Below are 16,773 nucleotides of genomic sequence, written 5' to 3'. Positions count from 1 at the left end.
GCGGCGAACGCGGAAAGCCCCTACCTTGGCAACTGCTCCCCGAACCGAATCAAACAGCGATGCCGCCTGCGGAAGCCTTGCCCAACGCGCCCGAATTCACCGTCACCGAGCTGTCCTCGGCGCTGAAGCGCACGGTCGAGGACCAGTTCGGCCATGTCCGGGTGCGCGGCGAAATCACCGGCTTTCGCGGGCCGCATTCCTCGGGGCATTGCTATTTCGCGCTCAAGGACGAGAGCGCCAAGATCGAGGCGGTGATCTGGAAGGGCGTGCATGGCCGCATGCGCTTCAAGCCCCAGGAAGGGCTCGAGGTGATCGCCACCGGCAAGCTCACCACCTACCCGAATTCGTCGAAGTACCAGATCGTCGTCGAGGCGCTGGAGCCGGCCGGGATCGGCGCGCTGATGGCGCTGATGGAGGAGCGCAAGCGGAAGCTCGGCGCCGAAGGACTGTTCGATCCCGCACGCAAGCAACTGCTGCCGTGGCTGCCCGAGGTGATCGGCGTCGTCACCTCGCCGACCGGGGCAGTCATCCGCGACATCCTGCACCGGCTCGAGGACCGCTTTCCTCGCCGCGTGCTGGTCTGGCCCGTGAAGGTGCAGGGCGAAGGCTCGGCCGAGCAGGTTGCCGCCGCGATCCGCGGCTTCAACGATTTGCCGCAGGATGGCCCGATCCCGCGGCCCGACGTGCTGATCGTCGCGCGCGGCGGCGGCTCGCTGGAGGACCTGTGGTCGTTCAACGAGGAGATCGTGGTCCGCGCCGCGGCCGAGAGCATGATCCCGCTGATCTCGGCGGTCGGCCACGAGACCGACGTGACCTTGATCGATTTCGCCGCCGACAAACGTGCGCCGACGCCGACGGCAGCCGCGGAAATGGCGGTGCCGGTGCGCAGCGAACTGATGCAGGAGGTCGCAAGCCTCGCGCGCCGTGTCAGCGTCTGCTGGCAGCGCGGCCAGGAGAGCCGCCGCAACGAGCTGCGCGCCGCCGCGCGCGCCCTGCCCGGCCCTAGCGATCTGCTGGCCATTCCCCGGCAGCGGCTGGATTCGGCGGCCGCCAGCCTGCCGCGCGCGCTCAAGACCAACACGCATGTGCACTTTCGCCAATTCGCGGCGGCGAGCGCCAAGCTCACTCTGCGCGTGCTGCACGCGCAGATCGCGCAATCGCGCCATCGTCTCATCGCGTCGTCCGAGCGGCTGTCGCTGTCGTCGCGCGGCCAGTTGCACCGGCGGCGCGAGCGATTCGAGGCGCTCGACGCCCGCTTCAAGGCCTCGCGCCAGGCCTATGCGCAGGCCAAGCGCCAGGCCATCGGTCGCGAGCGCGACCGAACCGAACGTCTTGCCGAGCGGGCCCGGCGCGCGTTGCAGACTCAGCTCCAGCGCCTGACGGCCCGCGTGGGACAGAACGAAAAGCTCCTCACCGCGCTGTCCTATCGCAGCGTGCTGGCGCGTGGATTTGCGCTGGTGCGCGACGAGGCCGGCCATCCGTTGCACCATGCGGCGAGCATCGGTCCGGGCGCCGCACTCTCGATCGAATTTGCGGACGGCAAGGTCGCGGCCACGGCGGGCGCGGACCGCCCGCTTCCAGCCGCGGCGCCAGCATCGCCAAAAGCCCCGCGTGAGGGCAAGCCTTCGGCGCCGAAGCGCACGCCCGATCCCGCCGATCAGGGCAGCCTGTTCTGAGTGGTCCTCAGCGCGCGAGCCAATCGGCCACGAGCTTCTGCGCATCGGCACGCGCCTCGGGATCCGAGCCGACATGGCCGCGCTCGGGCGCCCCGGCGTCCGACCCTGCGACCTGATGCAGCGGCAGGTTCACACGATCGAAATCGTGATAGGCGCCGGGATAGATGACGATGCGGGTCAGCGCGCTGCGGCCGCGCGCGCCATCGATCATCTGCCGGCACGCCGGCGGCGAATAGACGTCGTCCAGGCCGCCGATCAGCACCAATGTCGGAACGCGCGTGCTCCAGCCGAGGCCGGACGAGGCGCGGCAATCCGGATAGAACGCCACCGCCGAGCGGAAATCCGGCGAGACATGCTCGGGCAATTGCGGGCGCACCGCCCACAACAGCGCGCTCGCGCCGCTGGCCCAGCCGACGAGGCTGACCCGGTCGGGCATCGCCCAGGCTTGCTCGGCCAGCCATTTCTGCGCGATCACGATGTCGGCGACACGCTCGCGCCGGCCGCTGATACGACGCTCCTTGACGCGGCATTGCGGCCCCAGTCCGCGCGAGCCGTAGCTGTCCGGCAGCAGGACGGCCTTGCCGTCCTTGACCAGTTCCTCGGCCCAGTCGCGATAGCGCGGCAGCACCGGCTCGGAGCGGCCGGAAAGCCCGCCGCAGCCGTGCAGCGCAACCACGACCGGAAATGGGCCGGCTCCCTTCGGCCGGTAGAGCTGGGCGCGCAGCACATAGCTTCCCGAGGGGATCTCGACCGCGATGGGCGCCGGCAACGGCTCAGCCAAGGCCGAAAACGCCATGGCGCAGAGCATTGAGACGACGATGGCGACGAGGGAGCGCATCAAACCAGCCGGGCGGGACAAGCGGCGGATATTGAAACCTAGCTAGCACGGAGTTTCGAGCAGAAGCATCACAAATCAGTGGGTTTGCGCGGGGGGACAGCGTCCCCCATCTATGCTAGGAAATCATCGAAATTCGGCCTGTCGTGTGCGCGCTGCGCCTGCGTAGGGGGACTTCACGTCAAGAAATTGGAGATCGCGGACGTGCTCAACAAGTTTGGTCCCTCGGGCCAGGGCGAGGCGCAGGTGCAGTATCTGGATGGCGATTTCCGCGTGATCTCACCGGGAAGCTATGTGCGCTGCGCGGTCACCGATGTGCGGATTCCGCTGGACGAGCTGAAATATTGGAGCGTCGATCTGCAGGAAGCCTACGCCCTGCCGAGCGCCGTGCTGCAGCGGCACTATCCCGGCGCATTGAAAGCCAGCGGCTGACCGTTCCGCTTCGCTGACAGCCGCTGCACAACCAGCGCGCGCAACGCGGCGAGATCGCCGAAATGCAGTGTCACCGGGAATGCCATGACATCGGGCGCGGCCTCGTGGCCGCGGAACCGCACGAGATCTTTTTCCGTGGTCACCAGGGCAAATCCATCACGCCTGGCTTCGTTGGCAAGGGCTATGACGTCACCCGTCGTGAATGGGTGGTGATCCGGAAAGGCACGCTCGCGCCTGACGTCGAGACCGGCGCCGCGAAGGGTGCGGAAGAATCGGGCGGGATCGCCGATCCCGGCGAACGCCAGCAGCGGCCTGCCCTGCAACGCCGCGACGGTCTGGGCATCGGGCTGCAACGCGGCTGAAAACACCGGCTTGCCGGCCGCCAACAGATGTGAGGCGACAGCCTCGCTGGCTCGGCCGCTACCGATCACGACCAACGCGTCGGTGCGCGCCAGCTGCGGTGGCAGCGGCGCGCGCAACGGGCCCGCGGGAAACACCTCGGAATTGCCGAGGCCGCGCGCGCCGTCGATCACGATCAACGCGAGATCCTTGGTGATCGACGGATTCTGGAAGCCATCGTCCATCAGGATGACGGAGGCGCCCTGCGCCTTGACGAGACCGATGCCGTCGGCGCGGTTGCGCGCCACGACGACCGGCACTCGCGCCGCCATCATCAGCGGCTCGTCACCGACATCGGCAGCCTCATGGACAGCTGGATCGACGACGACGGGCCCGTGCAGCCGGCCGCCATAGCCACGGCTCAGCACCACCGGCTGCTCGCCGAGGTCACGCAGCATATCGGTCAGCGCCAGCACGGTCGGCGTCTTGCCGGCTCCGCCGACATGGAAATTGCCGACGCAGATCACCGGCAGGCCGGCATCGACGCCGCCTTGTGCCATCCGGCGTGCGGCAACGGCGCCGTAGAGTTTCGAGAGCGGGAACAGCAGACGCGATTGCCAGGACGGCGGCCGATGCCAGAAGGCCGGCTCACGCATCGCCGGCTGCCCCCATTTCGAGCCTGACCTGCAACAGATACGGCTCCAGCGCCGACAGCGTCCGCTCCAGCGCGCCACCGAGCTGATCGACCACGCGCGTTCCTGCCGCAACCAGGCTGTTGCCGGCTGCGGGATCAGCGAGCAGCTGCCGGAGTTGGCGGATCAGCGCCTCCTGATCGTGGGCGAGCCTGGCTCCCCCGGCTTTGTCCAGCGACTCATAGACGTCGGTGAAGTTGAACACGTGGGGTCCGTGCACGATGGCCGCGCCGAGCTTGACGGCCTCGATCGGATTCTGGCCGCCATGCTCGACCAGCGACCCGCCCATGAACACGACCGGCGCCAGCCGGTAGAACAGGCCGAGCTCGCCCATCGTGTCGGCGACGTAGATGTCGGTGCCAGCGAGCGGCTGTTCCTCGCGCGAACGCAAGGCGCCCTGCAGGCCGGCGCTTGCGACGAGTTCGGCGACGGCCGGGCCACGATGCGGATGGCGCGGCACGACCACGGTGAGCAGCGACGGATAGGTAGCCGACAAGGCCTTGTGGGCCGCGATCAGGATCTCGTCCTCGCCGGGATGCGTGGAGGCGGCGACGACGACCGGACGGCCGCGCGTCATCGCCGTGAGCCGATCGAGCTTCGCCGGATCGGCGGGCGGCGCCGGCACGTCGAGCTTGAGATTGCCGGTGGTGATGACGTTGCGCGCGCCGAGCGCGGAGAACCGGTCGGCATCCGCCTGCGACTGCGTGAGGAAGAGATCGAAGCGTCCCAGCAGGGCGGAGATGGTGCCGGACATGCGGCGCCAGCGCGGGAACGAGCGCGGCGACATGCGGCCGTTGATCACCACCATCGGCACCCGCCGCGAGGCGCCGGCGAGAATGAGATTCGGCCAGAGGTCCGACTCGATGAACAGCCCGAGCGAGGGACGCCAATGATCGAGAAAGCGCTCCACGAAGCGCGGCGTGTCATAGGGCACGTATTGGTGGATCACGTCGGGCGGGAAGCGCTTGGCCACGATGGTGGCCGACGTCACGGTGCCGGACGTGATGAGGATGCGGATGTTGAGCTCACGCAGCCGCTCGATCAGCGCCGCCGCCGCCAGCACTTCGCCGACGCTGGCACCGTGAATCCAGACCAGCGGACCCAGCGGGCGCGTGTCGTGGCTCAGGCCGCGCCGCTCGTCGGTCCGCTCGGGATCCTCCTTGCCATGCTTGAGCCGCTGTCTGATCAGTGCCGGCGCAAACGGCACCGCCGCCGAGGACAACCCGCGGTAGACACGCAGGGCCATCGGCAGCGGGCTAGGCACTCGATGCTCCCGACGCAACCGGCGGAGGACAGGCCTCGGGACGGCCGACGATCTCATAGGCGCGGCGCATGCACTCGTTCAGCGTCGCCTCAAGGTCGAGACGCGCCTCTTCCATCATCGCGGCGTCGGCATCGCGCGGCACGTTGATTTCCTTGATTCCCACCAATGCGCCGCGGCCGAATGGCAAATTGATGGTGGTGCTGTCCCAGTTCTTCAGGCGGATGAAGCGGCTCGTGACCATTGCGAACGGCATGATCGGACGTCCTGATTCGCGCGCGAGCATGATGATGCCCAGCCCCGCAATCCGCGCACGCTTCGGCACATCGGCGGTCGATGCAACATTATAGTTGTCTTCGAGCGCCCGCACCATCTCCTTGAACGCCCCCACCCCGCCTTTCCGGTGGAAGGAGGAGCCATGATCGCCGGAGCCGCGGATGGTTCCGATGCCGAGCCGCTCTGCGGCGATCGCGTTGAACTCGCCGTCGCGATGGCGGGAGATCAGCACCTTGGCGCGATAGCTCGGCTTGTTCTTGATGAAGGGTGTCAGCAGATGCTGGCCGTGCCAGAACGCGAAGATCGCCGGCATCTGCGGCTCGACGATGTCGTAGACCTCGGGCGGCTCATAGGTGAAGCGATTGGTCAACCACACAAGGCGCAGGTACTCGGCCGCGAGGAACCCGACGGCGCGCTGGAACCAGCCGCTACGCAGCGTATTGCGGATCAGGTGTTTCAAGTCGCGAGCTTTGCGTCTTACTTCGCATCCTGACCGGGATCGAGCAGCCGGTGCAGGTGAACGATGAAATAGCGCATGTGGGCGTTGTCGACCGTCATCTGCGCCTTGGCTCGCCAGGCGGCGTGGGCCGCCGCGTAGTTCGGATAGACGCCAACGATATCGACCTTGTCGAGATCCTTGAATTCGTTCTTGTCGAGATTGATGAGCTCGCCGCCGATCACGAGGTGAAGGAGCTGCTGCGAGGCGCTATCTGTCATCGGTATTGTTTCCTAGTCAACGCCTTGCAGGCGACGTGGAGGGTGCGATCCAAGGGCGTTCAGTCCGGCGGTAACCTGCGATACTGCGCGACGATGTCGGCATGTCGGTCGCGGCCCGCTGCCACCAGCATCCCGTGCACCACCTCCGGACGATTATAGAGGATCGCCTCGCCGGACAACGCGGTCATTTTACCCCCCGCTTCCTGCACGATCAAATGAGCCGCCGCAAGATCCCAATCGCGGCTTTGCCCGCCTGCAAAAGCGGCATCGAGCCCGCCATGCGCGACACGGCACAGGCGCAGCGCCAATGATCCGATTCGCGGATGGAGTTCAATCCGCGCAGAACTCGGAGCCAACCGCTCAACCAACGGTTTTGGACCGGCCACCCGCGCGAAGTCGAGCACGCGTCCGGTCGAGGCCTGAACCGGCTCGTCGTTCAACGTGGTGCCGCTGCCGCGTGCGGCAAAGAAGAACTCCTCGCTGACCGGGACATGCACCGCGGCGAGTATCGGCGCACCGTGCTCGACCAGCGCGACGCTCACGCACCAGTCGTGGCGGCCGCCGAGATAGGACCGCGTGCCATCGATCGGATCGACGATCCAGACCCGCGACCGACCGAGTCTCGCCCGATCATCCGCGCTCTCTTCGGACAGCCAGCCGTAATCCGGCGTTGCCGATCGCAGCCTGAGCTCAAGCAGCGCATTGACCGCCATGTCGGCTTCGGAGACGGGCGACGACGCACCCTTGGTCCATTTGCGCAACTCCGTTCCGAACATCGAACGTGCGAGCTCGCCGGCTTCGCGCACCGCCTCCTTCAGGAGCCTGGCGTCTGCCGCGAGGCTGGTCTCGTCCGGTTTCTCGATCTCATCGTCCGCCAAGCGTCAATCCTTCGATGCGCACCGTCGGCGCATTGACGCCATAGCGGAATTCCAGATCGCTGGCAGGCGTCATCGACTTGAAGATCTCGAACAGATGCCCGGCGATCGTCACCTCGCTCACGGCATAGCCGATCTCGCCATTCTCGATCCAGAAGCCGGACGCGCCACGGCTGTAGTCACCGGTGACGCCGTTGACGCCCGAGCCGATCAGGTCCGTAACGTAGAAGCCCTGCTTGATGTCCGAGATCAGCTCCTTCGCTGTCACGACGCCGGCTTCGAGATGCAGATTGAACGGACCGGGCGAAGGCGACGACGACACGCCGCGATGGGCGTGGCCGGTCGTCACCATGCCGAGCTCGCGCGCGGTGCCCGAATCCAGCAGCCACGTCGTCAGCACGCCATCGTCGACCAGCGCGGTCTGCTTCACCTTCACGCCCTCGGCGTCGAACGGCTGCGACCGCAGCCCACGCTTGCGCAGCGGATCATCGATGATGCGGATGCCTTTGGCGAACAGTTGCGCGCCGAGCTTGTCCTTGAGGAAGCTGGTCTTGCGCGCGATCGAGGCGCCGTTGATGGCACCGACCAGATGTCCGACCAGCGAGCCCGACACGCGGGGATCGAACACGACCGGCACCTGGCACGTGGCAACCTTGCGCGGATTGGCGCGCGCCACCGCGCGTTCGCCAGCGCTGCGCCCGACGGCCGCGGGCGCCAGCAGGTCGGCGCCGTGCGGAGCCGCCGTGTAGTCGTAGTCGCGCTCCATCCCGGTGCCTTCGCCGGAAATGGCGGTCGTCGAGATGCTTTGGCTCGAGCGCAGATAGGCGCCGTGAAAACCGTCGCTCGTCACCAGCACCATGCCGCCGATGCCGGTCGAGGCCGACGCACCACCGGACTTCGTCACGCCCTTTACACCGAGCGCGGCAGCCTCCGCCTCCTGGGCACGGCGCTCCAGCTCTGCGGTCGAGGGAATCTGCGGATCGAGCAGGTCGAGCTCGGGAATGTCGCGCGCCAACAGCGCCGGATCGGCGAGGCCGACATATTGGTCGTCAGGCGCCACCCGCGCCATCGCCACGGCCCGCTCGGCCAGCCGCGCCACGCCGTCCCCGCTGACGTCGTTGGTCGACACCACGGCCTGGCGCTTGCCGACGAGAACGCGCAGGCCGACATCGTCGCCTTCCGAGCGCTCGGATTCCTCGACCCGCCCGTCACGGACCTCGACGCCTTGCGAGATGCCGCGCACCGCGATGGCGTCGGCGGCATCGGCGCCGGCCTTCCTCGCGGCTTCAACCAGCCGCTCGGCGAGCGTTCGCAGGGCAGATTGGTCGAGCAGATCTGATTGGGCTGATGTCGACGATGAGGCTGAGGAAGAGGTCACGAACACGATCCGATCGATGTCAGGTGGGCGGCGAAGACGGCTCAATCCAAAGGAAATGTGGCCTGTTCACGCCGACTTCAAGCAGGACGGCAGACGGCACATCGGATTGTCGGCAAATCGGCAAGGTCTCGTCAATCATGCGGGGCAAGCGCTTGTCAATCATGACGGTAGGAGGATCACGCGTGAGATCTGATTAACCAGGCTTGTTAAGCCGATACGGGCGATCCGCGTGGCAAGGTCACACGCATCGACCGGGAGCATAATCCCGGCGGGGAGACCAAGCCGTGAGGCGTCAAACAGCAACAGGCGGAAGCCATTCCGCTGGGTCGGGCCGCGCCCTGCGGCTCGACCCTCTTTCCCTGCCCGTCTCGTACAGCGCGCACGATACCCGTGCCGATGGCGGAATCCGGCAGATCGAATTGCACCGGGAGCGCGTGGTCCTGCGTCGTGCCGTCAGCGGCATGCGCATGGCCCTGAACCTCCGCGTCAGCGATTTCCTCGGCATCGGCGTGCGCGAGATCGACGACACCCAGGTGATGCTGGTGCTCGTTCACCGCGACCCTTCCCTGACCATCCCGCTCTGCGTCAGCGACGACCAGAACGAGATCGTTGCCGCCTGGGCGATGTGGAGCGAGACCTTCGCGCTGCCCCAGTTGCAGGACACGCGCCGGGAGGCCACGCCGCGCCGCCGCCGCCGCAACGCGATCCGCTCGCGCCGCCCGCGCTTCCTGATGCGACGCCGTGTCGGCTACCAGCTCAATCCAGCCTCGATCCATCGCGGCGAGCGCGAGATCGTCGCGCGCAACTGATCAGGTTGCGCGCAGCACGGCATCGACCAACAGCCCTGCGAACAGCAGCAGTCCGGCATCGCGGTTCGACTTGAACACCCGCAGGCACAGCGCCGGATCGGCGATATCCAGACGCCGGATCTGCCAGCCGAGATGGGCGGCAAAACACGCCAGCCCGAGCCACGCCGCGACATGCACGTGGGCGGTCGCGAACGCGGCCCCAATCAGGATGACGGCCAGACTGTAGAAGATGACCAGCGCCAGATGCGTGCGGTCGGCAAACAGGCGCGCGGTCGACTTGATGCCGATCAGCGCGTCATCCTCGGCATCCTGATGCGCGTAGATCGTGTCATAGGCGATCACCCACGAGATCGACCCGGCGTAGAGCAGCAGCGCGGTGGCATCGATGCGGCCGAACGCGACCGCAAATCCCATCAGCGCGCCCCACGAGAAGGCGAGACCCAGCACGACCTGCGGCCACCAGGTGACACGCTTCATGAACGGATAGATCGCGACGATCAGCAGCGAGGCGATGCCGGTGGCGATCGCGAACCGGTTGAACTGCAGCAGCACCACCAAACCGATCAGGGCCTGCGCCACCAGGAAGGCGAGCGCCTGCTTCACGCCGACCTGACCGGCGGGAATCGGTCGCGAACGTGTGCGCTCCACCTTGGCGTCGAGATCGCGGTCGGTGATGTCGTTCCAGGTGCAGCCGGCGCCACGCATGACGAACGCGCCGACGAAATAGAGCCCGATCCACGCCGGCAACATGGATAGATTCCCGGCGATCCCAGCAGCCAGAGCGGCCGACCACCAGCACGGCATCAGCAGCAGCCACGATCCGATCGGGCGATCGAAGCGGGCGAGACGCAGGTAGGGCCGGCTCCAGACCGGCGCCAGCGTATCGACCCAATTGCCGGTCGCGTCAGCAACGCGGACGGCCGTGTCGCTCATCGGGTGAGAACGTTGCCGGTCATGGTATCGAAGGCGGATCCGCCCTTCTTGGTCGTGTTGGCCTCAGGCAACGCGGCCGACGAGCCCAGGACGTCGCTCAGGCTCGGAGCGGAGGGCCTTCCGGCCCCCGACTGCATCTGCGCCGCCACGGCACAAACCTTCTTTTCCAGCGCGTCGGTGTTCTTGTGACCGGCCTTCAGCTGATCGGCGATCTGCTGAGGAATGCCGCAGCTCGCCGAATGCGCCTCGACATATTTGATCATCTTCACTTCGGCCTTGCCGAAATTTGCGATCAGCTTGCAGGCCTCGTCAGGCGAGGCCTTGCGGTCGCTCGCGGCCTTGATCAGCTTGCCGCGACGCTCGGCTTCCTCGCGCAGCGGAATGAACTCCTTCATGCAGCTCTCCGGCGGGCCACCCTGCGGCGCGGCTCCCATCGGGGCCGGCTGGAAGCCACCACCGCCGCCGAACGCCGAGGCGCCTGGACTGGGGAACGGACTTGCCGGGGCTGCGGCTCGGGTCGGTGCCGCGCCGTTGATGGGCGGAAACGGCGAGTTGCTGGTCTGGGCCTGGCCAGGCATCGGCGCGGGAAAGGAGCTCTGCGCGAAGAGCTGCCCTGTGGAGAGCACCAGGGTGGCAATGGCGAGCGGCATGAAAGACTGGCGGACGATCAAGGCTGGTTCTCCGGTAAGACCAAGAATCCTCAACACTTCCGGATGAAAGCACGATCCGATCCGGGGCTTTTACGATTCTCGCCCGTCCAGCACAACCGCGGAGTTGATCACAGCCGCGGCGGAGGGACGCAGCCGGGTTCCAACCGGCGCGGAGGCCCAAAACGAGGCCCTTCCCGAACGTCGGGGCCCAAAATCCGTTCACTCCGCGCCCTCGCCCACCTGGTCAGGCCGGAGTTGCCAGTTCGGCGGTCGGCGGGACGGTTCACGTCGCCGTGCAGACCTTGCGCATCACGGCCAGGGTGTTTTCGTGATTCGCCTTCAGCTGATCGGTGATCTTGGGCGGGATGCCGCAGAGCGAGGCATGGGCGACCGCATAGTCGATCATCTTGGTCTGGGCGAGCTCGTAGTCATGCACCAGTTGGCAGGCCTCGCCGGGCGCAAAGCGCCGCTCGGTCGCCGCCTTGAGCAGCTTGGCCCGGCGCGCGGTCTCGTCCCGCAGCGGGGTGAACTCCTTCAGGCAGGTTTCGGGCGGGCGAAAGCCGGCCGCACCGACACCGCCCGGAACCGCGGGGGCCGCCCGTTGGGGCGGCGCCGCCTTGTCATCGGCCCGGGACGGCGCAGCGACCATTACCGGGACGATCGCGGCGAGCGCCCAAATCGCAAGCGCCCAAGTCGAAGGTCTCAAGATCAAGGCCGTTCTCCGCTTCAAGGCTCTCGGAATCATCGGATGCCCGTCCCCGAAGGGACGACAGCGGGATCGAACCGGTAAAATCTGTCGACAGCACGGCCGAAAGGCGCCATCGCCAATACCCGATACAACACCCCGTGACGGCCCCGCCGGCTTTGCGGCCGGCGCGCGGTCTGGTTAAGCAACATTCCATCATCGGCACCGCTTCGCTCCATGCCCGCATACGACTTCACCGCCCCGCGCCTGTTCGTCGACGCCCCCTTGCAGGAGGGAGGCACGGTCGCGCTCGACCGCAATCAGGGCAACTATCTCGGCAACGTCCTGCGTCTCGGCACCGGCGATCACGTCTTGGTCTTCAACGGCCGCGACGGCGAATGGCGGGCCGTGATCGAGGGCCGCAAGCGGCCAGATGCCCTGACGATCCAGCAGCAGAGCCGGCCCCAGGATCACCTGCCGGACATCGCCTACGTCTTCGCGCCGCTCAAGCACGCGAGGCTGGACTACATGGTGCAGAAGGCGGTCGAGATGGGCGCCTCGCGCCTGGAGCCGGTCATCACCCGTCACACCCAGGTGTCGCGCGTGAATGGCGAGCGTATGCGCGCCAACGTGGTCGAGGCCGCCGAACAATGCGGCATCCTCAGTCTCGCCGAAGTCAAGGACCCGGTGCCGCTGGAGCGCTTCCTCGCGCAGCGGCAACCTGAGCGGCTGCTGGTGTTCTGCGACGAGGCCGCCGAACTGGCCGATCCGCTGCAGGCGCTGCGCGGCGGCAAGGACCCGGCCGGCATCGACCTGCTGATCGGACCGGAGGGCGGTTTTGCCGACGACGAGCGGGCGCTGCTGCTCCGCCAGCCGCACGTGATCAGGCTCGCGCTGGGCCCGCGCATCCTGCGCGCGGATACGGCCGGCGTTGCCGCCCTCGCCGTGATCCAGGCGACGCTCGGGGACTGGACCGGCCCCCGCGGTTAAGGCATCCGGCCAATTGTGGCTTGCCGCGGCCATTCGCAGTCGAAACCGTCAAACGGCCATGCTAAGGGGCAGCCGCGGCCTCCAGAGGCGCTCACTCCACTTTGGAACTCGATCGACATGACCGGACCCGCTCCAACCGGACCCGCCGCGTGGGCGGACATGCTGCTGCAATCCTTCGCCCAGGCCGGCTATGAGCGGGCCGAACCGGCGATCCTGCAGCCGGCCGAGCCGTTTCTCGATCTCTCCGGGGAGGACATCCGCAAGAGCCTCTATCTGACCGGTGACGCCGCCGGCGAAGAGCTCTGCTTGCGCCCCGACCTGACCATTCCCGTCGCCCGTGACTACCTCGCCTCGGCCCGCGCCGGGCATCCGGCTGGCTTCAGCTATCTCGGTCCAGTATTTCGTTACCGCGAGGGCCGTCCGAGCGAGTTCCTGCAGGCCGGCATCGAATCGTTCGGCCGTCAGGATCGGCCCGCCGCGGATGCCGAAATGCTGGCGCTGGCGATCGAGGCGACCGCCACCGCCGGCCTTGCCGCGGTGGATATCCGCACCGGCGACGTCGCGCTGTTCACGGCCTTGATCGACGCCCTCGATCTCTATCCGGTATGGCGGCGGCGGCTGATCAAGGACTTCAACCGCAAGCGCACCCTGGCGCAGGACCTCGAGCGGCTGGCGATCGCCTCGGTGGCCCCGCGCAACGAGTATGAAGGGGTGCTCGCCGCCTTGGCCGGCTCCGACCGCAAGGCGGCGCTCGCCCTGGTCACCGACCTGATGTCGATTGCCGGCGCAACGGCGGTCGGCGGCCGCACGGTGGCGGAGATCGCCGACCGCTTCCTCGAGCAGTCCACCCTCAAGAGCGGCGCGCTGCCGCGTGACGCGCTGGACCGTATCAAGCGCTTCCTCGCAATCAGCGGGAGCCCGACCGAGGCTGTCCAGCAGCTTCGCGCGCTCGCCGCCGACGCCAAGCTCGACATTTCAGCGGCGATCGACACGTTCGAGGCCCGCGCCGGCTTCATGGCCCAACGCGGCATCGACATCACCAAGGTGCGCTTCGCCACGTCGTTCGGCCGCGGCCTCGACTACTACACCGGTTTCGAGTTCGAGCTGCATCATCCGGGCAATGGCGACGAGCCACTGGTCGCCGGCGGCCGCTATGACGGCCTGCTGAGCCAGCTTGGCGCCGCCGAGTCGATTCCGGCCGTCGGCTTCTCGATCTGGATCGAGCGCCTGGCCCAGAGCAGCGCCGTGGGCAAGTCCTCGCGCGGGAGAGCATCATGAGCGGCCCCCTCGTCCTCGCCGTTCCCTCCAAGGGGCGTCTGCAGGAGAATGCCGAGGCCTTCTTCGGCCGCGCCGGACTGAACCTGTCCAAGCCCGGCGGCGCGCGCGACTATCGCGGCACCATCGCAGGTCTCGACAATGTCGAGATCGCCTATCTGTCTGCGAGTGAGATCGCTTCGCAACTGGCGCGCGGCACCGTGCATCTCGGCGTCACCGGCGAGGACCTGGTTCGCGAGAGCATCACGGATGCCGACAAGCGCGTGCTGCTGATCGATACGCTCGGCTTCGGCGGCGCCAACGTCGTCGTCGCCGTGCCGCAGGCCTGGATCGACGTCCGCACCATGGCCGATCTCGATGACGTCACCACCGGATTTCGCGCCCAGCACAATCGCCGGATGCGCGTCGCTACCAAGTACATCAACCTGACGCGCAGCTTCTTCGCCGCCCATGGCATCGTCGATTACCGCATCGTCGAGAGCGCCGGCGCCACCGAGGGCGCGCCGGCGGTCGGCGCTGCCGAGCTGATCGTCGACATCACCAGCACCGGCTCGACGCTGGTGGCCAACGGGCTGAAGGTGCTGGACGACGGCGTGATCCTGCGCAGCCAGGCCAACCTGGTCGCCTCCCGCGACGCCGACTGGTCGGAGGGGCCGCGCGAGAGCGCCCGGATCATTCTCGACCACATCCATGCCCGCGCCCGCGCCAGCAAATACCGCGAGGTCCGCACCCGCTTCAAAGGGTGCGACGCAACAATGCTGACCGAGGCGCACAACTGCTTCGGCGTCGTGGCGCCGTTCGGCGGCCCGACCTCGTCCGGCATGCTCACCCTGCACTGCCCGCCGGCGCAGATCTACGCGCTCGGCAGCTTTCTGCGCGCGCATGGCGCCGAGACCGTCTCGGTCGCCTCGCTCGACTATGTGCTCGACCGCGAAAATCCGCTGTTTGCTCGCCTCGAGGCCTTCCTGCGATCATAAATCGCCGTTCATCGTAGCGACAGGCGAGCGCAGCTACCATATGTTGGTAGCAGAACGAGGACGCTGAGCAATGCTGGGAACTGACGTGTCGGATCTGACCACGACTGCGGCCGACGCCGCGTCGCAGGGATTGTCGATCGTTATCCCCGTCTACAACGAGGGCGCGGGACTGACGGCGCTGCACGAGCGGCTGAACAATCTCGCCCGTACGCTGCGCCAGCGCTTCGGCCTCGCCTGCGAGCTGGTCTATGTCGACGACGGCAGCCGCGACAACACGCTCGCGATTGCGCGCACCTTGCAGGCCGATGCGCTCGACATCCAGGTCGTCTCGCTGTCGCGCAATTTCGGCAAGGAGGCCGCGCTGATGGCCGGCCTCGATCATGCCCGGCGCGGCGCCGTGCTGTTCATGGACGGCGATGGCCAGCATCCGCCGGCCCTGGTCGAGCAGCTCGTCACGCACTGGATCAAGGACGGCTATGACGTCGTCTATACCGCCAAGGCGCATCGCGACAACGAGCCGTTCCTGCGCCGCGTCGCCGTGCACGGCTTCTACGCGCTCATCAACTGGGGGGCGCGCCAAAAGATTCCCGAGGACGCCGGCGACTTCCGCCTGCTCTCGCCGCGCGCGGTGGCGGCGCTGCGGCAGTTGCCGGAGCGCAACCGCTTCTTCAAAGGACTGGCGAGCTGGATCGGCTTCCGCCAGATCCGCGTCGACTACGAGCCTGCCGCGCGTGCCCATGGCGTGACGGCCTTCAACCTGACCAGCCTGCTCGGCCTGTCGATCGAAGGCCTGACCTCGTTCTCGGTCGCCCCGCTGCGGTTCGCCAGTCTGCTCGGAATCCTGCTCGCCTCGGCGGCCTTTCTGTTCGGCCTCTCGATCCTGTGGGAGACTTTAGCTACCGGCAAGTCGGTGCCCGGCTATCCTTCGCTGATGGTCGGCCTGATGACGATCGGCGGCGTGCAGCTGATCATGATCGGCATCATGGGCGAGTATATCGGCAAGATCCTGTCCGAGCTGAAAGCGCGTCCGATCTACTTCGTCGCCGAGCACAGCGAGAAGCGTGCAGCGCTCGATGCGCGGAGCGACGGCGCCGAGAGGAACGCCGCCGAATGAACGCGACGCCGCGCCGGCGCATCTGGCTGTGCGCCGATGACTATGGCATCAGTCCCGGGGTTAACAGCGCCATCCGAGACCTGATCGCGCGCGGTCGGCTGAACGCAACCTCGGTGATGACCGTGGGCGCCGCGATCGGGCGCGACGAGGTGACGGAGCTGACCAAGGTCGCGTCCGACAGCCCGCGTTGCGCCATCGGCCTGCACGTCACGCTGACCGCGCCGTTCCGGCCCCTGACGATGCATTTCCGTCCCTCGGAAGGCGGCATGTTCCTGCCCTTCCCGAAGCTGCTGCGCGCCGGACTGACCCGCCGGCTCGATCCCGAGATGATCCGTGCCGAGGTCCTGGTTCAACTTGCAGCGTTCGGCGATTTGTTCGGTCGCGCCCCCGATTTCGTCGACGGCCACCAGCATGCCCAGCTCTATCCGCAGGTGCGCGAGGGCTTTCTCGCCGCCGTCAAGGAAACTGCGCCCACGGCCTGGGTGCGCCAGGGCGGCCGCAATCTGCCCCTGATGCAGCGGCTGACGGCGCCGAAGGCGCTGCTGCTGGATGTGCTCAGCGCGCAATTCCGCCGTCAGGCCAGGCGGGCCGAGATCGCCTTCAATCCCGGCTTCGCGGGCGCCTACGACTTCACCAAGGCCTCCGACTTCGGAGCTTTGATGGATGGCTTCCTCGACGAGTTGCCCGAGCATGGGCTGGTGATGTGCCACCCCGGTTTCGTCGATGACGTCCTCATCGAGCTCGATCCGCTGACGGTGCAGCGCGAGCATGAGCACGCCTATCTTGCCGGCGAGCATTTTCCGGGCCTGTTGGAGCGCCGCAAGGTGACGCTCGGCTGATGGATGTTTCGCGTGCCCCG

The 16,773-nt window shown here is 67.2% G+C and carries 18 protein-coding genes; 8 read left to right on the top strand and 10 right to left on the bottom strand.

Annotated elements, in window-relative coordinates:
* The first annotated feature begins 59 nt into the window (after window positions 1–59).
* A complete protein-coding gene (gene xseA, locus QW881_RS00805) occupies window positions 60–1,676 on the top strand; it encodes an exodeoxyribonuclease VII large subunit (protein ID WP_315754691.1) in 1,617 nt (538 codons plus the stop codon).
* Window positions 1,677–1,683: 7 nt separating this feature from the next.
* Here xseA and QW881_RS00800 read toward each other — a convergent pair whose 3' ends face one another.
* The gene (locus QW881_RS00800; protein ID WP_315754689.1) at window positions 1,684–2,514 is read right to left on the bottom strand and encodes a dienelactone hydrolase family protein; all 831 of its coding nucleotides are present in this window, start codon (window positions 2,512–2,514) and stop codon (window positions 1,684–1,686) included.
* Window positions 2,515–2,715: 201 nt separating this feature from the next.
* Between QW881_RS00800 and QW881_RS00795 the strand changes: the two genes are divergently transcribed.
* Window positions 2,716–2,943, top strand: coding sequence for a DUF2093 domain-containing protein (locus tag QW881_RS00795; protein ID WP_315736570.1), 228 nt, complete (start codon window positions 2,716–2,718; stop codon window positions 2,941–2,943).
* Here the strand turns inward: QW881_RS00795 and lpxK are convergent.
* From lpxK to QW881_RS00765, 6 genes are read right to left on the bottom strand one after another with little or no spacing between them, the layout of a single operon-like run.
* Window positions 2,913–3,938: a tetraacyldisaccharide 4'-kinase gene (gene lpxK, locus QW881_RS00790; protein WP_315754686.1), complete on the bottom strand. Its 1,026-nt coding sequence runs from the start codon at window positions 3,936–3,938 to the stop codon at window positions 2,913–2,915. The two genes, QW881_RS00795 and lpxK, sit on opposite strands and share 31 nt — an antisense overlap.
* Window positions 3,931–5,238: a 3-deoxy-D-manno-octulosonic acid transferase gene (locus QW881_RS00785; RefSeq protein WP_316158095.1), complete on the bottom strand. Its 1,308-nt coding sequence runs from the start codon at window positions 5,236–5,238 to the stop codon at window positions 3,931–3,933. The genes lpxK and QW881_RS00785 overlap by 8 nt, the downstream gene beginning before the upstream one ends.
* On the bottom strand, window positions 5,231–5,971 hold the full coding sequence (locus QW881_RS00780) for a lysophospholipid acyltransferase family protein (protein WP_315716682.1): 741 nt from the start codon (window positions 5,969–5,971) through the stop codon (window positions 5,231–5,233). The genes QW881_RS00785 and QW881_RS00780 overlap by 8 nt, the downstream gene beginning before the upstream one ends.
* Before the next feature lie 17 nt (window positions 5,972–5,988).
* Window positions 5,989–6,228, bottom strand: a complete 240-nt coding sequence (locus QW881_RS00775; protein WP_009031572.1) for a DUF4170 domain-containing protein — start codon at window positions 6,226–6,228, stop codon at window positions 5,989–5,991.
* 59 nt (window positions 6,229–6,287) lie between these two features.
* Complete coding sequence (locus QW881_RS00770; RefSeq protein ID WP_316158125.1) at window positions 6,288–7,034, bottom strand: 3'(2'),5'-bisphosphate nucleotidase CysQ; 747 nt, start codon at window positions 7,032–7,034, stop codon at window positions 6,288–6,290.
* Between the two features lie 58 nt (window positions 7,035–7,092).
* The gene (locus QW881_RS00765; RefSeq protein WP_315736567.1) at window positions 7,093–8,481 is read right to left on the bottom strand and encodes a TldD/PmbA family protein; all 1,389 of its coding nucleotides are present in this window, start codon (window positions 8,479–8,481) and stop codon (window positions 7,093–7,095) included.
* 284 nt (window positions 8,482–8,765) lie between these two features.
* Between QW881_RS00765 and QW881_RS00760 the strand changes: the two genes are divergently transcribed.
* Complete coding sequence (locus QW881_RS00760) at window positions 8,766–9,290, top strand: DUF6101 family protein (RefSeq protein WP_315754682.1); 525 nt, start codon at window positions 8,766–8,768, stop codon at window positions 9,288–9,290.
* Here the strand turns inward: QW881_RS00760 and ubiA are convergent, their stop codons facing one another.
* The 3 genes from ubiA to QW881_RS00745 all read right to left on the bottom strand — a co-directional run bounded on the left by ubiA (window position 9,291) and on the right by QW881_RS00745 (window position 11,522).
* Window positions 9,291–10,223: a 4-hydroxybenzoate octaprenyltransferase gene (gene ubiA, locus QW881_RS00755; RefSeq protein WP_315736565.1), complete on the bottom strand. Its 933-nt coding sequence runs from the start codon at window positions 10,221–10,223 to the stop codon at window positions 9,291–9,293. It lies immediately after the preceding gene.
* Window positions 10,220–10,873, bottom strand: a complete 654-nt coding sequence (locus QW881_RS00750; protein WP_315755147.1) for a hypothetical protein — start codon at window positions 10,871–10,873, stop codon at window positions 10,220–10,222. Before QW881_RS00750 ends, ubiA begins: the two co-directional genes overlap by 4 nt.
* Window positions 10,874–11,156: 283 nt before the next feature.
* Complete coding sequence (locus QW881_RS00745) at window positions 11,157–11,522, bottom strand: hypothetical protein (protein ID WP_316158096.1); 366 nt, start codon at window positions 11,520–11,522, stop codon at window positions 11,157–11,159.
* A 273-nt stretch (window positions 11,523–11,795) separates the two neighbouring features.
* On the opposite strand from QW881_RS00745, the gene QW881_RS00740 reads away from it, so the two are divergent.
* The 5 genes from QW881_RS00740 (at window position 11,796) to QW881_RS00720 (ending at window position 16,753) form a co-directional block, all read left to right on the top strand.
* Entirely contained in the window at window positions 11,796–12,548 is a 753-nt protein-coding gene (locus QW881_RS00740) for a 16S rRNA (uracil(1498)-N(3))-methyltransferase (RefSeq protein ID WP_316158097.1), read from the top strand.
* 117 nt (window positions 12,549–12,665) lie between these two features.
* A complete protein-coding gene (locus tag QW881_RS00735) occupies window positions 12,666–13,826 on the top strand; it encodes an ATP phosphoribosyltransferase regulatory subunit (protein ID WP_315754676.1) in 1,161 nt (386 codons plus the stop codon).
* The gene (gene hisG / locus QW881_RS00730; RefSeq protein ID WP_316158098.1) at window positions 13,823–14,800 is read left to right on the top strand and encodes an ATP phosphoribosyltransferase; all 978 of its coding nucleotides are present in this window, start codon (window positions 13,823–13,825) and stop codon (window positions 14,798–14,800) included. Before QW881_RS00735 ends, hisG begins: the two co-directional genes overlap by 4 nt.
* Before the next feature lie 70 nt (window positions 14,801–14,870).
* Window positions 14,871–15,914 carry a glycosyltransferase family 2 protein gene (locus QW881_RS00725; RefSeq protein WP_315736560.1) on the top strand — a complete coding sequence of 348 codons (1,044 nt, stop codon included), beginning with the start codon at window positions 14,871–14,873 and terminating at the stop codon, window positions 15,912–15,914.
* The gene (locus tag QW881_RS00720; protein ID WP_316158099.1) at window positions 15,911–16,753 is read left to right on the top strand and encodes a ChbG/HpnK family deacetylase; all 843 of its coding nucleotides are present in this window, start codon (window positions 15,911–15,913) and stop codon (window positions 16,751–16,753) included. The genes QW881_RS00725 and QW881_RS00720 overlap by 4 nt, the downstream gene beginning before the upstream one ends.
* Window positions 16,754–16,773: the final 20 nt, after the last annotated feature.

Source organism: Bradyrhizobium sp. SZCCHNS3016 (assembly GCF_032484535.1).
Taxonomy (GTDB): Bacteria; Pseudomonadota; Alphaproteobacteria; order Rhizobiales; family Xanthobacteraceae; genus Bradyrhizobium.
Note: the sequence above shows the minus strand (reverse complement) of the source record. Positions and strands in the feature narration are given on the sequence as shown.

Bases quoted from the DNA above. Each gene is read 5' to 3' on its own strand.
- xseA (WP_315754691.1), top strand. From the start codon at position 60: ATGCCGCCTGCGGAAGCCTTGCCCAACGCGCCCGAATTCACCGTCACC.
- QW881_RS00800 (WP_315754689.1), bottom strand. From the start codon at position 2,514: ATGCGCTCCCTCGTCGCCATCGTCGTCTCAATGCTCTGCGCCATGGCG.
- lpxK (WP_315754686.1), bottom strand. From the start codon at position 3,938: ATGCGTGAGCCGGCCTTCTGGCATCGGCCGCCGTCCTGGCAATCGCGT.
- QW881_RS00775 (WP_009031572.1), bottom strand. From the start codon at position 6,228: ATGACAGATAGCGCCTCGCAGCAGCTCCTTCACCTCGTGATCGGCGGC.
- ubiA (WP_315736565.1), bottom strand. From the start codon at position 10,223: ATGAGCGACACGGCCGTCCGCGTTGCTGACGCGACCGGCAATTGGGTC.
- QW881_RS00750 (WP_315755147.1), bottom strand. From the start codon at position 10,873: ATGCCGCTCGCCATTGCCACCCTGGTGCTCTCCACAGGGCAGCTCTTC.
- QW881_RS00745 (WP_316158096.1), bottom strand. From the start codon at position 11,522: ATGGTCGCTGCGCCGTCCCGGGCCGATGACAAGGCGGCGCCGCCCCAA.
- QW881_RS00740 (WP_316158097.1), top strand. From the start codon at position 11,796: ATGCCCGCATACGACTTCACCGCCCCGCGCCTGTTCGTCGACGCCCCC.
- QW881_RS00735 (WP_315754676.1), top strand. From the start codon at position 12,666: ATGACCGGACCCGCTCCAACCGGACCCGCCGCGTGGGCGGACATGCTG.
- hisG (WP_316158098.1), top strand. From the start codon at position 13,823: ATGAGCGGCCCCCTCGTCCTCGCCGTTCCCTCCAAGGGGCGTCTGCAG.
- QW881_RS00725 (WP_315736560.1), top strand. From the start codon at position 14,871: ATGCTGGGAACTGACGTGTCGGATCTGACCACGACTGCGGCCGACGCC.
- QW881_RS00720 (WP_316158099.1), top strand. From the start codon at position 15,911: ATGAACGCGACGCCGCGCCGGCGCATCTGGCTGTGCGCCGATGACTAT.